We start from the raw sequence: 15,964 nt of genomic DNA on the forward strand, positions 1-15,964 counted from the left end.
GGCTATACTGTGAAGCCCACAAATTTCTTCATTAAAGATATCAAAGAATTTCAATCCGCTAATAAAAATCTAAAAAATATCTTCAACACAAATAAGGAATTGCCCTATCAAGTATTTAACCAAAGGTGTGACTATTACTTATTTGAAGAGTTCTACTGGGGCATGTGTGAGGAGTTTTGGCCTACTGTACAATATTTAACAAAAATCTTTAGTGAAAAGGAAGTTACAGTTGCGGTTTTAGATCCACATCCCACAAATTATTTTTATAAAGAGTTTGGCTATTTTAATTACTTGAAGCTTCCTACTTCTTTATCAAGTGAAGAGTATAGGAATGTCCTAGAAATTGGACCGGAGGACTACCCTGCAGATGCTCCATACTATCATTCAGAAAAAATTGTATGGTTTTCTTCTTCTAAGAAGTGGGCGATATGGGGAGAGCGGAGCTTAGATATATGTGTCATAGGTTTTAATGAATCTGTTTTGTTAGACCATTTAATGAAATCACCATCTAAATGGTCGTATTTAAATGAAGATATTGAAGATTTAATTGGCTTAAATTTTAGAAATATGACGCTTCCTCAAGATTTTAAAGATAGCTTATCAAAAAACTATGCTCATGATAGAGATAGTGGATGAGTATTATATTAATCTGTAAAAGGGATCAAACTCTCTATAACTATAAAAAATCCTTTGCTTCTAGAGCAGAGGATTTTTTTAGGTGAATACGTTATTCTACGTGAGTGTTGATCTACGATAACGAAGATTTAATTACCTCTATAATATTCTTTTTTGTCTGACTCAAATAGGTTCTTTTTTCAGCAGCCATTAATAATCCTATAGGCATTTCAGGGTCAAACCCTTGTACTTTAAACGAGATATTACTTGGTTTTAAGCTAGTTCCTCTAGGAATTATCCCCACTGCATGTCCAAATATCATTTCTGGAATGAGGTGCAGAGCACTGCAGTTGTAGACTTGTTTAAAGGCTAAATTATTCTCTGCTAAAAAGTGGTTAACGGATTGATAGTAATAACAGCTATTTTCTCCTATTAAGATAGGATAGTGAATAATATCGGCTATTTCAACTGATTTCTGCTGTAGCAGCGGATGGTTAGGGGTATTAACAATAAATTGAATTTGTTCTTTACCAAGCGGAGTAAAAGTTACGCTGGAAAGGCTCGTATTCTGTCCACAAACAGCAAAGTCCAGCTTATCTTGACGTAATAGTTCTGATAAAAGCGCCGTGTTTCCAATGGTGAAATCGCAGTGTATGTAAGGCTTTTCGTCATTTAAATAGCTTAATATAGAAGGCATCAACCTTTGAGCAATCGATTCTGACAAACCTATTTTGATTGTTCCTTTTTCCTCTTTGCTTATACGCTGCGCTTGAGAGATTGAATACTCCCAGTGCTTCAACAAGCTATCTACTTCTTCTACAAATAGTGTACCTTCCTTTGTTAATTTTGCTTCCCAGCCTCGTTCAAACAAAAGAAATCCAAGATCTTTTTCTAACTTTTTAATATGAGCAGTGACGGTAGATTGAGCGTAATTCAATTTTTTTGCTGCAAGTGAAAACGTTCCTTCTGCCGCAATTGTTTTAAACGTCGTTAATTCTTTAATTTCCACTTTCTAACCCCATCTCTATCGGTTTTTTCGATAATTATCAGACTTATTTTCAATTATACAAATGAAGAGTGTGGAAGTACACTGAATATAGAAAGGAAGATGATAGATGCCATTTGTTAACGTTTACTATTCAGAATATCAATTAAACGATAAGGAATTAAAAAAAGTAAGCAATTTTATTCATCAATCGTTAATCCAACATTTTCACATCCCAAAAGACGATTATTTCCAACTGTTTTTACCATATCCACCTCAGCATTTTTTCTATGACTCACAGTACCTCTTAGAAAATGGAGAAAAAAGAACAGATCAAATGATTTATATCTCCATTACATGTGGGCAGGGGAGAACAATTCAACAGAAAAAGAAGCTGTATCAATCTATTGCAGAGGAGCTTTCCACTCACTTGAATATTTCTACAAACAATATTTTTATTACATTAAACGAGACACTGCTTGAAAACTGGTCATTTGGGCAAGGAATCGCACAAATGGTGAATCAAAAGGAGGAAAAATAATAATGAATAACCGCATTGAGTCTAAGCTGCTGGAAGAAATGAGAGATCTTGCTCCTGACTTTGTGAAATATGGAGAACATATCTTATTTGGAGAAGTGTGGAGAGACCCGACTTTAACCTCAAAAGAAAGAAGTTTAAGTACACTTTCCGCTTTAATCAGTATTGGCAACACCGAACAAATGCCTTTTCATCTGCAGTTGGCAAAAAAGAATGGAGTGACTGAAAAAGAAATTATTGCATTAATAACCCATATGGCTTTTTACGTGGGGTGGCCAAAGGCATCTGCAGCATTAAATTTAGTAGCAAAGCAATAATAACAAATCAAAATTATGTTTAAAAATAAGGTAGGGCGGTTAACCAGTGGCGGCATAGAAGGTGGAAAGACTACTTCCTATGATTCTTGGATTTTTGTATTATTTAGGTGTTTATGTTAGGTTATGGATATCCTTCTGGTATGTTAGAAAGGAGCGAGTTCATATCTTAAAAATAGCAATTGCTTCAATCATTGCAGGTGTTTTGTTTAGTCTTTGTACAAAATTAGTGATGTATACAAGAGGGTCCAAGCTGTTTGTAAAGGCTAATGAAGATACTCATAGGCCATTTAACTTTGCTCTTCTGGGGGCTTTATTTGCCGTTATTATGTTCATCATGTTTTTAATTGTAAAACCTTTTACATAGGGATAACGTTATAGCTGGAGTGATCAATTATTAATCTTTCATCTTTCATATTTGGGAATAGGTTTTGTAGCTATTTTTCTATCTGCATTTTTGGTGAAGACGTTTGTTGCCAATGATACGCTATCTACTATTTTTTCAATTTTGATTGCTGGTGCAGGAGCGTCAGCTATTTCTCACTTTCGCAGAAAATATAAGGAAAAGTGAATTTAAACAGGGGCTGCAGTTAGTGTGGGACTTAAAGCAACAATGCTTCATTTCATGTGACGGACTGGCAAAGAAATAGAAAAAGCTCCCTTTCATAAGGGAGCTTTAAAAGATTTTACTTAATCCATTGAAATTCTTTTAAAGGCCAATAAGCTAATTTGGCTTTTCCTACGATTTTGTCTACGGAGATTGTTCCTACTTTAGGTGATCTGCTATCTAAGCTGTACATTCTATTATCTCCCATGACAAATAATTGACCCTTTGGAACGGTTTTGCTGGCTGTATAATCTTCAAGTTTAAAATCCTCAGTTAATGGGCCTGTTCCTATTTCTTTTTTATATTGGTCTAGATAAGGCTCTTCATATTTTTTACCGTTTATATATAGCGTGTCATTGCGATATTCTATATGATCACCAGGTAAACCGATTACTCTTTTAATATAGTCTTTTTCCTTTGTAGCATGAAAAACGATAATATCAAATCTTTTTATATTATTTACTTTATTTTTACCTACTTCATTAAGAATAATATGTTCACTGTCTTTTAAAGTCGGCATCATCGATTCACCGTCTACTACTATAGGTGTAAATAGGTACTCTCTCACCACAAAAGCCAGAATACAGGCAATAATAATGGATTTAATCCACGAAAAAATCTCTTTCTGTTTCAATTGAAAACTCCTCTACAACCGTAATACATGTTTAAAAGTATAACGCAATATATAGAAATAAACCTTTAATTTAACAATTGAAAGTTATATATGCTAGCATTTACAACGGAAAAGAAGTAATTAATTCTGAGTATATTCGAAACTATAATTATGCATATACAGGAGAATTGGTATTTAGTAAAAAATCCTTACTTATGAGTGGCGGTGGAGTAGGAATTGGACGACCAGAAGGCTCTAAAGATAAGGATACAATAAAAAAGGGTTATAATGCTGCTATCGTTCGCACTCGGATAAGTATGAATGAACCCTTATAAAGAGCAACCTCGTCATTGACAAACGAGGTTGCTCTTTATTTTTTTGATACTTGTCATACAAATTTCACTTTTTATCTTCACATGCAGAAAAGTTTGTGATAAAATTCACATGTGAAGATATCCATAAGGATCTAACACACTCTTGAATGTAAAGTAGAAAAAGCTATTTCACTCCGATGCCAATACGATTGAAATAGCTTTTTTGCGTTCAGATTATAGATGCGACAAAATTGTTAGCATAATAAGGGAAGTTTATTTCTTGATTCTAACTAATGTTTTTTCAGGCATTTTAATAGCATCTATATCAAAATAATTGATGTTTAACGTTAGTTCTCCTTCTCGCTCTTCAGCTTCTTCTCCTATCCAACAACTATACAATTCAAAAAAATCTCCTGATTTAAGATAGTGATCCATCAATTGACACAGTGCAAGTAGTTTCTCTTTTGATTCTTTCAGTCTGCTTTTATTCATATATTCCGTAATTTCAATTCCCCAGTCACTTGACACTTCATAAACATAAGAAGTAGTAAAATGATGTTTCTTTATGTTTAATCGATGCATTTCATCTGAAAAGCAACTTCCAATAGTAACTATATCATCCAGTTCGTCATTAATAGGTAATTCTACATTCGAACCTATATAGGTGGCTAAACTCATTTGTATTCACTCCTTTTTCCATCTGAATAATCTATTACATTTCATAGAATTAACCTAATGAAAACTTACATCGTATGATCAAAAAGGTTTTTCCTTAAATTTTATTATAGATGATCAGGTTTTATTCGAGCTTGACTATTATTCTATTTAATATAAAGGGTAAAATTCTAATTTTTATAAAAAGAAAATTAAGAAAAACGTAAGATTTAAGTAAGAGAAAAGAAAATTTCATTTTATACAATAACAATATAAATTGAAAGGGGAAAATAGCAGTATTTTTTCAGGTATCTACGACTTGTTTGACGAGATTGAAATGTATAGTATACCTGTTGACAAAGAAGATGGATTTTGGGCGTTCTATAAAACTTCCGCACAGGAAATATAGGAAGGTGAAACAAAAGCCATTGTAGAATGGTTTGTAGAGTGTCGAAATAAGGCAGACGGAAAAGGTAGTACGTTAGCTACCTATTTTAGTTTTCATGATTATGATACATGCTATGATTTGCAAAATGATAAGTGGATTACGGATGGAGATAAATGGGAGGGTTAAACTCTAGCATTTGTTCACTCTTATGTATGGTCATTTAATAAGAGATAGAGCAGCAAGGAATAGATCTTGATGATATGCTTTATAGAGAGATGAGGCACCAGCTTTTTCATATAAGAAGGCTGCCAATAACAATTATAAAAAGGAGAGACTTAAATGAAATTTGATGTAGCTGAATTAGTTGAAGCAAAGCGTCAAATCGATTCAACTTTACATAAACTCAGACAGACAGTAAAAACGTTTGAAGCTAAAGAAAATGCTGGTAGATATAAATCTCAAATTACTTTAGCTAAAAGACGGATACAAGCATTTGAGCTTTCAGTGGCTCTTATTGAAAGAGAAATAAATGATCCTGAGAAACAAAGCTAGGTATCAGATTTTAAAAAGTGCGTATTTGACGACGTTATTTACTGTATGAATTACAAAACGTCGGAAAATCCTATATCGGAGTAACAGCATTTTAATTCATCTTCAATTGTCGCTTAGAGTGGAATATTTTTAAAAAAGAAACCTTGAAAATACGAGGGTTTCTTTTTTTGTAATTAGTACTCTGCAGACGCGAGTATACCTTTTGGATTTATACGAATAACAATGATTAGTGCAGCAGCGATTCATCTTTTCTTTATAGTACTTGTGTTCTTAGGTGTGCTAACTAACTCAATAGGAGATGAGCTAGTTGCTGTCCCAAAAGAAGTGGTGAACCTTTATCAACATAGATCATGGATGAATCAAATGCAGTATCGACTTTTTCATTTTTGGGAGCTGCGCACAGAAGCAATTTTCGTCATTCTATTTAATATATGCATGTTTTTAATTGGTGTTTTACTAGTGAGAATAGGAGTTTTTGACAATAATTCCAATGGTATTAATATTAGAAAGAGGATGATGAAGGCGGGACTTTTAGTTGGGCTACCTCTAAACCTATTATTATTTGTTCCTGGAGGATACTTTGATTTTCCAGTAAGGTATATATTTGCCCCTATTTTATCGCTTGGATACATGGGAGCCATTAGTTTCCTAATTGGAAAATTTCAGGACTTTTTATTATGGAGCGTCTTAGAAAAAGTAGGTAAGATGTCTTTAAGTTGCTATGTGTTACAGAATGTTGTAAGCTCAATTTTATTTTATGGATGGGGCGCTGGGTTGGGTGGACACCCTCGTTCATTCTTCGTCATTTTTGTTTGGATACTAATCTGCTTGTTTCAAATGTTATTTGCTACTTTGTGGCTTCATTATTTTAAAATGGGTCCTATGGAATCAGCGCGCAAATGCTTAGCCAGTTTAGTTATAAAGAAAAATATAAAGAAAGATCTTAAATTGTAAGTCAGCTTCTTTTTGATGAATATAAAACATGTTATAAGAAGCAAAACTTTCACATAGAATGTTATGTTAAAGTTATATTAGATATTGATAATTTTAACCAATTAATAGTCCATAGAGGAGAATTAAAGAAAATGGCTAACTTTTTCTTAATACTTATCGGATTCTTTATTATCATTTCAAATATCGTTGGATTTATATCCTGCAAAAAAAAAGAAAAGTTTATACGCTGCTGCTTTTACAATATTGATACTGGCGGCTTTATTTGGGGCAATAGGCGGTACATTAGCACTGTTGGTCATTAGAGACGCTTTTGCCATATTTTATGGTTTACAAGTTGGATACTACTTACTTATAAATAGCGCAATTGTTCTGTTACTGGCAGTTATAATTACAGTTATAAAACAATATAATAATAAATAAAAAATTTGCTTAGTAAGACTTATATTTCGTAAGTTTATAGTTGTCATAACCAGCATTACAGAAAGCTATAAATTTAAAAAAGGGAGATTACATTTGTGGACTCCCTTTTTCTTATATTAAAATATTTATTATTGAATCAGCATTATTTTTTTGATACTGGTATCCAAATCTCACTTTTAAAAGTCGATGAGGTTACATCCTTATGTTCATTCCATAAAATTTCTGGTCCCTCTACTTGTTCGTAATTTGAGGATGGAAACCATTCGGAATAAATCCGTCCCCATACATCTTGTAAAGTATCAGGAAATGGCCCAACGGCTTCAAATACAGCCCATGTCAAAGCAGGTACTTCAAGCTTTATTAAATTATGGGGGCAATTCTTGGTTGTTGCTACCCCGATGTAATGATCAAGCTCCCCCTTTTCCTCCATTCGTCCTTCAGAAAAATTTACAGACGCACTAAGCAGCCCTAATGGTTTAACATTAGAAAGTTTTTTTAGTTTATCTATTGTTTCATCCTGTAAACTTTCCCACATAGCAGCAATCTTTGGGTTAACTCCGTGAAAAATTATAGGAACTCTTTCTTTAATGCCGACTATACGAAATGCCTCTTTTTCTTCAATTCGATAGTTCATTTCATCTCCTCCTTTAATCGATAGCTGGAAGGTCATGGGTGGATAAGCCTTAAGTGAACGGCCAACCTTTTTGGCTTCTGAAGGGCTTATACCATGTAAGTTTTGAAAAGCTCGTGCAAAAGAATCCGGTGAGTTGTATCTGTATTTAATCGCAATATCAATAACCTTCACGTTCTTATCTTTAAGTTCGAATGCTGCAAGAGTAAGTCTTCTTCTGCGAATGTATTCTGACAAAGTAATACCTGCAAGAAAAGAAAACATTCTCTTAAAGTGATACTCCGAGCAAAGAGCTAGCTTTACTACTTCTCTAAAATTTATATCGTTAGTTAGATTCTCTTCAATATAATGCAAAGCTCTGTTCATATTTTTAAGCAAATCCATTTTTATGACCTCCCTTATTGTCAGAATAGCAGGATTCAAACAATGCTATCCGACATTTTATGCACAATTATGTAGGTTTTTTCTCTATTCTAAGCTATATATGATATCCAAAACTAGTACACATAAATCATTCTTTGCGGCACACACCCCCAAAAAATCCTTGGTAGGCAAGGGGTTCAATGAAGCTACAATTTCCGTTTTATACAGCTCTTTATCCATCCTCGATATAACGAGTTTTTTCTCTTTCTCGAATAGCCCAAAGGTAGATTTTGAAACACTCTCTACCTGTCGCTCAAAATTGTTAACGAGGAGTTTATAAGGATAGGGTAGCCTTATTCTCCAAGGAACAGCTATAGAATTTTTAGAATTATTGTTCCTCTTTTTAAAAAATAAAATAAAAAAACACTTGATAATTTGTATGCGTTTTCATATTATAAATAAAAAGGTAGTAACTTTTTTAAAAACATTGTGATGTTATGGAGGAGGAGGTGATTTTAGTATCGGCCTAGAGGAGATTATAAGTTTTGAAGTCTATCAAAATTGTAATCTTCTGTGTGATTTATCTTTAATGTGAAGTCTTAAAATGTGTTAATCAAAGGGGGAGGACTTATGGAACAGCCATTGGTTCAAAATGTAGAACATTCAATTAATACGCCTAAGAAACTAAGACTTAAAGAGAAGGTTGCTTATGGATTGGGAGATGTAGGAAATAACTTTATGTTAGACTTGGGTCAAATTTATTTGCTGAAGTTTTATACCGACGCGTTAGGCTTGCCTTCTGCAACAGCAGGTTTAGTATTTTTAATTACAAAAATATGGGATGCGTTCGCTGATATTACAGTAGGTACTTGGATTGATAATCGAAAGAAGATAGGTCCTAAAGGCAAATTTAGACCATTCTTTCTCTATGCTGCAATACCGCTTGCTTTGATAACGATAGTCAGCTTTACTAATCCCGATTTTTCAATAACCGGAAAGATTATATGGGCATATGTAACGTATATGGCATTTGGAACGATTTATAGCATTTCAAATATTCCTTATGGATCAATGGTACCTGCGATGACAAAAGATCCCGTTGAACGAGCAGAAATGGCATCATTTAGACAAGCAGGCTCAAATTTAGGCCTTCTTATTACAACTGTAGGGTTTATGCCGATTGTCTTAATGTTTAACAATCAATCTACTGGTTATTTAGTGGCTGTATCTATTTTTGCATTTTTGGGCGTTTTATTACAAGTCTATTGTTATGCCAATGTAAAAGAAAGATATGTGTATGAAAAACCCCAAAATACAAATGTAAAGCTGACTGACAGCTATAAAGGGCTTTTTAAGAATACGCCTTTACTCATTCTTTGTTTAGTTAATTTATTTACCTTTTCAGCTTTTAACGTCAAGCTTGCTGTACAAGTCTATTTTTGTCAGTACGTTTTAAAAAATGTAGCAATCGTTCCTTATATGGGCTTTTTTAGTATCGGCTGTGTATTTATCGGCGTAGCAATGGTTCCTTTCATGGTTAAAAAAATTGGAAAGAAATCTACGTACATATTAGGGTGCGCAATTTGGGCTGTAGGAGATATTTTAGCTTATGTTTTTGCAGATAACGCAGTGATTTTTATTACATTAGCTTGCTTTGCTTTCTTCGGAAGCTCATTTGTAAACAGTTTGAACTGGGCATTAGTTTCTGATGCTGTAGAGTATGGCGAATGGAAGACTGGAAATCGATCTGAAGGTGTTGTGTATTCTTTCTTTACGTTCTTCCGTAAACTTTCTCAAGCGCTTGCAGGTTTTATTCCTGGCGTTGTGTTAGGAGTTGTGGGTTACGTTCCAAACGCGGTGCAAAGTGCAAATGTACTGGAGGGAATCAGAGGGTTAATGTTTATTTATCCAAGTGCATTAGCCATTGCAACGATTATTGTCATGTTTTTCTTTTATAAACTTTCAGATGAAAAATACAATAAAATCGTAGCGGATCTTGCTAAAAGTAAAAATAGAATACCAATGTAAGATGATAGGTAAAATGGACGAAATACAAAATTAATTTAATAATCTAGCAAAAAGTACTTGAAATATTGGTGGCGTTTTCATATTATAAATACAAAGGTTATTACAAATTATATAAAGGTTATTATCTTTTAAGGTAATAGTCACTTAACTGGAGGTATAAAGATGAAGTATTTTTTAGATAGTGCAATTTTAGAGGAAATTCGTTACGCGTATGAAAACTGGGCAATTGATGGAGTTACAACAAACCCTCGCCACATTATGAACAGCGGTAAACCATTTTTAACGGTTCTAGATGAATTTGCAAGTGAGTTTAAAGGAGTCGAAAATTTCCCAATTTCAGTGGAAATCAATCCTCATTTAGATAATGCTAAAGATATGGTAGAAGAAGGGACAAAGATTTCTAAATTATCGTCAAACTTTGTTATTAAAATTCCATGCACAGAGCCTGGTTTAATTGCAGCAAAGGAATTTGAAAAAGAAGGTATTTCTACTAACGTCACTCTTGTCTTCTCGCCATCACAAGCACTTCAGCCTGCAAGAATTGGAGCTAAATTTGTATCTCCATTTGTCGGCTGGAAAGAAAATAGCGGGGACGATACAACTCAATACATTCAGGATATTGTGAATATCTATAAAAACTACGATTACAACACAGAAATCATTGTTGCTGCTTTACGTAATGGTAAACAAATTGTAGATGCGGCAAAAGCTGGTGCGCATATTGTGACTTGCGGATTTGATGTATATAAAGAAAGCTTCCAGCATGCGTTCACAGACTATGGTTTAAACAAATTCCGCAACGCTTGGGATAATACAGTCACAGAAGCTCCTGTCTTAAAATAAACATATGTATTTTATAAAAGGCGCCTCTTAGAATCTTATTATCTTCTTGGAGGGGCTTTTTATATAGCAAAAGGAGAGAAGAAAACGTTGAGCAGCTTTCAATACATGAAAGACTTAAATAAACATGTACCTTTTTATCATATAGAGGACAGCAAATTTAAGCCTTATGGAAAGGTAATTAATGAATACGATTTCAGTGAACTAGAAACATATATGGATAGTTTAACTATTCCTCAAGATCAGAATGTATACGTAGCATCCGTTACTGAGATGGAAAACACCATTATTAAAGATCAGCTTCAAGAAGCTTTTTATGGTGAGATGCCTATTCAAATTGGATATTGTAATGGTCCTAATTCAACCTTAAATGGTCTTGAGTATCATAAAAGCAGTGAAATTAATATCGCTATAACGGATATGGTTCTTTTATTAGGTAAGGTACAGGGAGTTGAAAATAACTTTTTTAATTCAAGTGATGTAATCGCTTTCCTTGTACCTGAAGGAACAGCAGTTGAATTGTATAGTACGACATTACATTTTGCTCCTTGCAAGGTAAATAACGAAGGATTTAAAACAATCGTCATTTTACCTAAAGGAACAAATGATCCGTTGTCAACTAATATTCAAAAAAGAACAAAAGAAGATGAATTATTGTTTATGAAAAATAAATGGTTAATTGCTCATCCTGAAAGAGAGCAATTAATCAATAAAGGTGCACACCCAGGTATAAAAGGAGAAAATATTAAAGTTTATCAATAGAGCGCATGAATGTTAGACAAAAGACTAAGCTCTATTAATTGATGGGAGAGAGAAAAATGTCAGGTACCTTAAACGTAACTAAAGGAGTCAATGTGGAGATCTTACAAGATGGATTTGAAGTTGCTCTTAACGGTGTAGTTCTGCTTCAGCATACAATACAAAAGCCAATGTTGTTTGTTGGTTATGGAGAAGAAACGATTGAAATGTATAGAGGGAACTTTGATATTAAAGATTACGTGACTGAACGTACAGCTCTTCGCTACGCAACTGTTGAAGAAGTAAAAGGGGCATATAAAATAGATTTCTCCAACTATAAAAATGGAGATCATATGCTGTCTCTTATAGTTAAGGAAGAAGAGAACCGCCTAAAAGTAGAATATCAAAAACACGATGCGAACATTAATCGCTTTTGGCTACGAGTAGCTGCAGATGAACAGGAAAAAGTCTATGGATGCGGAGAACAACTTTCTCATTTTAATATGAGAGGAAAAAACTTTCCTTTATGGACATCTGAGCCGGGTGTAGGAAGAAATAAACAAACATATGTAACATGGCAAGCTGATGTAATTGATAAGGCTGGAGGAGATTACTATAATACCAACTTTCCTCAGCCTACATATGTATCTAGTAAAAAGTACTATTGTCACGTAGAAACAACGGCATACGCGGACTTTGATTTTCGTAATGAGGCGTTCCATGAACTGCAGGTTTGGGAAGTACCTGAATATATGCTGTTTGAAACGGCGGATACGTACCTTGAATTAGTTGAAAAGATTACGGGTTTATTCGGAAGACAGCCCGAGCTACCAGACTGGGTATATAACGGCGTGGTTTTAGGTATTCAAGGTGGTACAGATGTTGTTGAACAAAAATTAGAAAAAGTTTTAGCAAAAGGTATGAAAGTATCTGGAGTATGGTGCCAAGATTGGCAGGGCAAACGTATTACTTCTTTTGGTAAACGTTTAATGTGGAATTGGAAATGGAACGAGAATGAATACCCGGAGCTAGATAAAAAAATTGCAGAGTGGAAAGAAAATGATATTCGTTTTCTAGGTTACATTAATCCATATGTAGCCATTGAAGGTGATTTATATAAGGAAGCTGAAGATAAAGGATACTTAGCATTAAATACGGAAGGAAATACGTATTTAGTGGATTTCGGTGAATTTTATTGCGGAGTTGTTGATTTTACCAACGAAGAGGCTACCGAATGGTATAAACAAGTTATTAAAGAGAACATGATTGACTTTGGATTAGACGGATGGATGGCCGATTTTGGCGAATACTTACCAACTGACGTTGTGCTCAAAAATGAAGTCGACGCTAAGATTATGCATAATGCCTGGCCGACAATGTGGGCAAAAGCGAACTATGAAGCGGTATCAGAGGCAGGGAAACTTGGTGAAATTGTATACTTTATGCGTGCCGGATATACGGGCATACAAAAATACTGTACGCTTCTTTGGGGCGGAGATCAAAGCGTAGATTGGTCGCTGGATGATGGTTTGGCTTCCGTTATTCCTGCAGCTTTATCATCTGGAATGAGTGGCTGTGGCTTACACCATAGTGATATTGGAGGGTACACAAGTCTACATGGTAATAAACGTTCAAAAGAGCTGCTGATGAGATGGGCAGAAATGGGAGCCTTCACGCCTATGATGAGAACACACGAAGGAAACCGTCCGGATGATTGTTTCCAGTTTGACGGTGATGAGGAGACACTAGAGCATTTAGCAAGGATGTCTAATGTTTATGTAACGATGGCACCTTATATTAAATCGCTTGTAGAAGAAAATGCGCGACGTGGAATTCCTGTTCAGCGACCTTTGTTTATGCACTATGAAGAAGACGAAAAAACATATGATATTCAATACCAATATTTATTTGGTGAAGATGTACTTGTTGCGCCGGTTCATCAAGAAAACCAAACAGAGTGGGAAGTATATTTACCAGAAGATCAGTGGGTCCATGTATGGAGCGGTGAAGAGCACACAGGAGGATCGGTTACTGTTCAAGCGCCATTAGGTTATCCACCTGTATTTTACCGTAAAAAATCTATATGGAGTGAGTTGTTTTCTAAACTAATTCACATCTAATTTAAGAGCTATTTATATAAGAAATGTAGTCAAACGGAAAAATTCAAACGGAAAAATAGTGTTGATAAAGGTAATGATGTATTTTAAAATGGTTATAACAAATAGTTTTATGACAAGGGGAACTCTATATGCAAAATACAACAGTTTTATATGTGCCTATAGGTAGAAAAACATTTGATATTGAAGCAGCTGAAATGTATCGTCAAAAAAGTATGGAGTGGCTGAAAGGTAACTGTAGTACTCTTATCGCGCCGGAGCAAATTATAACTTCAGTTGAAGAACTACAGGGGTTTCTTGATTCAATTAAAGGGGATAAGATTGATACCGTCTTATATCAAAGCGTTACGTTTGCCGACGGTGAATTTATGGTTAAGATATTGGAGTATTTTAAACAACCTGTAATTGTTTGGTCCGTACGTGAGCCAAGTGTAGGGGGACGTTTACGTTTAAACTCGCTAACAGGCGGAAATAGCACCAGTAATGTGCTGCGTAATCATCAGCATCCGTTTGCGTTTGTATTTGGAAATCCAGATGAGAAAGCGTTGCAGGATCGTCTATTAAGACAAATTAACGTTATGCGCGTGTTAAAAGCATTAAATGAATTAAAAATTGGGGTAGTGGGAGATTATCCGCCGGGATTCTTCTTTTCACAAGCTAACGAAGAAGAATTAAAAAGCGCACTTGGCGTAACGCTTCATAAGATGGATTTACAAGAAGCGTTTAAAGAGTGCGTAAAGCTTCCAGAACACGAATGGATAGGTGAAGTTGAGCGGGCAGAAAAGCAGGTGATTGGTCTAAATCGAAACGATGAAACCGTTACTAAATTCGCTCAATTTTCCACATATATTAAAAAGCACATTCAACGTGAAGAGTTAGATGCATTAGCTATGCGGTGCTGGCCCGATTTCTTTAATGATTTAGGAGCTGCTCCGTGCTCAACTCTATCTCAGTTTACGGAAGACGGAATGGTGACATCCTGTGAGTCGGATATTCACGGATCAATCTCCATGTTTATCCTGCGTGAGTTAGCAGGCGGAAATGCACCTTACCTAGGGGATTTAGTTCACATAGACGAAGAAAAAAACTCAGTTGTTTTTTGGCACTGCGGTGCAGGAGCATATTCGCTTGCCAACCCTTCTACTGGAGCAACAGCAGGGGTACATCCTAACAGAAAAATCGGTTTTGCGATGGATTTTGGATTAAAAGCAGGAGAAGTAACGATCTTCAGGGTAAGTCATACGCCTGATGGGTATCGCCTTCTAGTGATGAAAGGAGATGCCTTAGATGTAGAGCAGCCTTTTACAGGTACATCTGTAGAAGTGGAACTGGCGACAAATGCATCAGACACACTTTATGAACTTATGCACGCGGGGTATGAACCTCACTTTGCACTAGTGTATGGTGATGTGACAGAACATCTAATTGAACTAGGCCGTATGCTTAATCTAGAAACAAAAGTCTATATCTAAGAAAATCGTACTTCTCTGCTACAGTAAAAGTTAGCCAATACTATATAATAATACCAAACGCTAACTTAAAAGGAGTTTGAGAACATGAAAGATACAATAGGTTCTAATAAAAATATCGCGCTTTATCTTCAAGTAAAAGATGTCTTAATTAAACGTATACAAGAGAAAGTTTGGAAGCCGAATACGTTAATTCCAACAGAACAAGAATTAATGCAAGAATTTGATGTAAGCCGTACTACCTTAAGACAAGCTATTTCTATGCTAGTACAGGATGGACTGCTGGAAAAAAAACAAGGCAGAGGAACAATTGTAAAACCTCAGCCGCTTATTGGCGGCAGCTTAGGCAAGCTTAAAGGACTAGCAGAAGAAGTGGCGGAAAAAGGATTAACACCGAATTCAAAACTCATTCGTACTGATTTTAAAAAAGATTTATATTATGAAACTTCCATGATGGAATTGGATGCTGGAGAAGAGGTTTTAGTTATTGAACGAATTCGTTTTGCCGATGAGGTGCCTATTGCCATTGAACGTTCTTGCTGGCCTCTGCATATTGGGAAAATACTAGTTGAACAAGATTTAAATCGTGCAAAATTTTATGAAGTGCTAGAAGAGAATGAAATCTTCTTAAAACGAGCTAAAGAGAAGATATCTGCGATTAATGCAACGATTTATGAAGCCGATCTGTTAGGCATACGAGGCGGAGAAGCTTTACTTGAAATGACAAGAGTAAGTTACGGTTTTGATGATAAGCCACTTGAATTTACGGTAACAAAATATCGCAGTGATAAATATCATTACAATATTGAGCTTACAAGATAAAA

Annotated in this window: 16 protein-coding genes; 12 read left to right on the forward strand and 4 right to left on the reverse strand. The window is 35.0% G+C overall.

What is annotated here, in order from left to right:
• Positions 1 to 9 precede the first annotated feature (9 nt).
• The gene (locus tag AC0C45_RS06230; protein WP_047933452.1) at positions 10 to 636 is read left to right on the forward strand and encodes a hypothetical protein; all 627 of its coding nucleotides are present in this window, start codon (positions 10 to 12) and stop codon (positions 634 to 636) included.
• A 112-nt stretch (positions 637 to 748) separates the two neighbouring features.
• On the opposite strand, the gene AC0C45_RS06235 is transcribed toward AC0C45_RS06230, so the two are convergent.
• Positions 749 to 1,624 (reverse strand): LysR family transcriptional regulator, encoded by an 876-nt coding sequence (locus tag AC0C45_RS06235; protein ID WP_472927966.1) that lies wholly within the window; start codon positions 1,622 to 1,624, stop codon positions 749 to 751.
• Between the two features lie 106 nt (positions 1,625 to 1,730).
• Between AC0C45_RS06235 and AC0C45_RS06240 the strand changes: the two genes are divergently transcribed.
• From AC0C45_RS06240 to AC0C45_RS06250, 3 genes are all read left to right on the forward strand, one after another.
• Positions 1,731 to 2,141 (forward strand): tautomerase family protein, encoded by a 411-nt coding sequence (locus tag AC0C45_RS06240; protein ID WP_047933454.1) that lies wholly within the window; start codon positions 1,731 to 1,733, stop codon positions 2,139 to 2,141.
• Positions 2,142 to 2,143: 2 nt separating this feature from the next.
• The gene (locus AC0C45_RS06245; protein WP_257061715.1) at positions 2,144 to 2,455 is read left to right on the forward strand and encodes a carboxymuconolactone decarboxylase family protein; all 312 of its coding nucleotides are present in this window, start codon (positions 2,144 to 2,146) and stop codon (positions 2,453 to 2,455) included.
• Between the two features lie 79 nt (positions 2,456 to 2,534).
• On the forward strand, positions 2,535 to 2,819 hold the full coding sequence (locus AC0C45_RS06250) for a hypothetical protein (RefSeq protein ID WP_472927967.1): 285 nt from the start codon (positions 2,535 to 2,537) through the stop codon (positions 2,817 to 2,819).
• Between the two features lie 319 nt (positions 2,820 to 3,138).
• Here the strand turns inward: AC0C45_RS06250 and lepB are convergent, their stop codons facing one another.
• Positions 3,139 to 3,693, reverse strand: a complete 555-nt coding sequence (lepB, locus tag AC0C45_RS06255; RefSeq protein ID WP_016766303.1) for a signal peptidase I — start codon at positions 3,691 to 3,693, stop codon at positions 3,139 to 3,141.
• Positions 3,694 to 4,259: 566 nt separating this feature from the next.
• A complete protein-coding gene (locus AC0C45_RS06260) occupies positions 4,260 to 4,664 on the reverse strand; it encodes a hypothetical protein (RefSeq protein WP_257061719.1) in 405 nt (134 codons plus the stop codon).
• Positions 4,665 to 5,367: 703 nt separating this feature from the next.
• Between AC0C45_RS06260 and AC0C45_RS06265 the strand changes: the two genes are divergently transcribed.
• Together AC0C45_RS06265 and AC0C45_RS06270 are read left to right on the forward strand one after the other, a co-directional pair.
• Positions 5,368 to 5,580: a hypothetical protein gene (locus tag AC0C45_RS06265; RefSeq protein ID WP_016766300.1), complete on the forward strand. Its 213-nt coding sequence runs from the start codon at positions 5,368 to 5,370 to the stop codon at positions 5,578 to 5,580.
• Between the two features lie 222 nt (positions 5,581 to 5,802).
• Positions 5,803 to 6,534 (forward strand): DUF418 domain-containing protein, encoded by a 732-nt coding sequence (locus tag AC0C45_RS06270; RefSeq protein ID WP_472927968.1) that lies wholly within the window; start codon positions 5,803 to 5,805, stop codon positions 6,532 to 6,534.
• 562 nt (positions 6,535 to 7,096) lie between these two features.
• Here the strand turns inward: AC0C45_RS06270 and AC0C45_RS06275 are convergent.
• Positions 7,097 to 7,969 (reverse strand): AraC family transcriptional regulator, encoded by an 873-nt coding sequence (locus AC0C45_RS06275; protein ID WP_047933460.1) that lies wholly within the window; start codon positions 7,967 to 7,969, stop codon positions 7,097 to 7,099.
• 609 nt (positions 7,970 to 8,578) lie between these two features.
• On the opposite strand from AC0C45_RS06275, the gene AC0C45_RS06280 reads away from it, so the two are divergent.
• From AC0C45_RS06280 to AC0C45_RS06305, 6 genes are all read left to right on the forward strand, one after another.
• Positions 8,579 to 9,976, forward strand: a complete 1,398-nt coding sequence (locus AC0C45_RS06280; RefSeq protein WP_028414827.1) for a glycoside-pentoside-hexuronide (GPH):cation symporter — start codon at positions 8,579 to 8,581, stop codon at positions 9,974 to 9,976.
• Between the two features lie 162 nt (positions 9,977 to 10,138).
• Complete coding sequence (locus AC0C45_RS06285; protein WP_047933465.1) at positions 10,139 to 10,819, forward strand: transaldolase family protein; 681 nt, start codon at positions 10,139 to 10,141, stop codon at positions 10,817 to 10,819.
• An 87-nt stretch (positions 10,820 to 10,906) separates the two neighbouring features.
• Positions 10,907 to 11,578, forward strand: coding sequence for a DUF4867 family protein (locus AC0C45_RS06290; protein WP_472927969.1), 672 nt, complete (start codon positions 10,907 to 10,909; stop codon positions 11,576 to 11,578).
• Positions 11,579 to 11,634: 56 nt separating this feature from the next.
• Complete coding sequence (locus AC0C45_RS06295) at positions 11,635 to 13,674, forward strand: alpha-glucosidase (RefSeq protein WP_171776798.1); 2,040 nt, start codon at positions 11,635 to 11,637, stop codon at positions 13,672 to 13,674.
• A gap of 128 nt (positions 13,675 to 13,802) precedes the next feature.
• Positions 13,803 to 15,143, forward strand: coding sequence for a sulfoquinovose isomerase (gene sftI / locus AC0C45_RS06300; RefSeq protein ID WP_016766292.1), 1,341 nt, complete (start codon positions 13,803 to 13,805; stop codon positions 15,141 to 15,143).
• A gap of 84 nt (positions 15,144 to 15,227) precedes the next feature.
• Positions 15,228 to 15,962, forward strand: coding sequence for a GntR family transcriptional regulator (locus tag AC0C45_RS06305; RefSeq protein ID WP_047933471.1), 735 nt, complete (start codon positions 15,228 to 15,230; stop codon positions 15,960 to 15,962).
• The last annotated feature ends 2 nt before the right edge of the window (positions 15,963 to 15,964 follow it).

Source organism: Priestia sp. VA7 (assembly GCF_055710015.1).

Coding starts and splice junctions, on each gene's coding strand:
- AC0C45_RS06240 (WP_047933454.1), top strand. CDS start 1,731: ATGCCATTTGTTAACGTTTACTATTCAGAATATCAATTAAACGATAAG.
- AC0C45_RS06245 (WP_257061715.1), top strand. CDS start 2,144: ATGAATAACCGCATTGAGTCTAAGCTGCTGGAAGAAATGAGAGATCTT.
- AC0C45_RS06250 (WP_472927967.1), top strand. CDS start 2,535: ATGATTCTTGGATTTTTGTATTATTTAGGTGTTTATGTTAGGTTATGG.
- AC0C45_RS06260 (WP_257061719.1), bottom strand. CDS start 4,664: ATGAGTTTAGCCACCTATATAGGTTCGAATGTAGAATTACCTATTAAT.
- AC0C45_RS06265 (WP_016766300.1), top strand. CDS start 5,368: ATGAAATTTGATGTAGCTGAATTAGTTGAAGCAAAGCGTCAAATCGAT.
- AC0C45_RS06270 (WP_472927968.1), top strand. CDS start 5,803: ATGATTAGTGCAGCAGCGATTCATCTTTTCTTTATAGTACTTGTGTTC.
- AC0C45_RS06275 (WP_047933460.1), bottom strand. CDS start 7,969: ATGGATTTGCTTAAAAATATGAACAGAGCTTTGCATTATATTGAAGAG.
- AC0C45_RS06280 (WP_028414827.1), top strand. CDS start 8,579: ATGGAACAGCCATTGGTTCAAAATGTAGAACATTCAATTAATACGCCT.
- AC0C45_RS06285 (WP_047933465.1), top strand. CDS start 10,139: ATGAAGTATTTTTTAGATAGTGCAATTTTAGAGGAAATTCGTTACGCG.
- AC0C45_RS06295 (WP_171776798.1), top strand. CDS start 11,635: ATGTCAGGTACCTTAAACGTAACTAAAGGAGTCAATGTGGAGATCTTA.
- sftI (WP_016766292.1), top strand. CDS start 13,803: ATGCAAAATACAACAGTTTTATATGTGCCTATAGGTAGAAAAACATTT.
- AC0C45_RS06305 (WP_047933471.1), top strand. CDS start 15,228: ATGAAAGATACAATAGGTTCTAATAAAAATATCGCGCTTTATCTTCAA.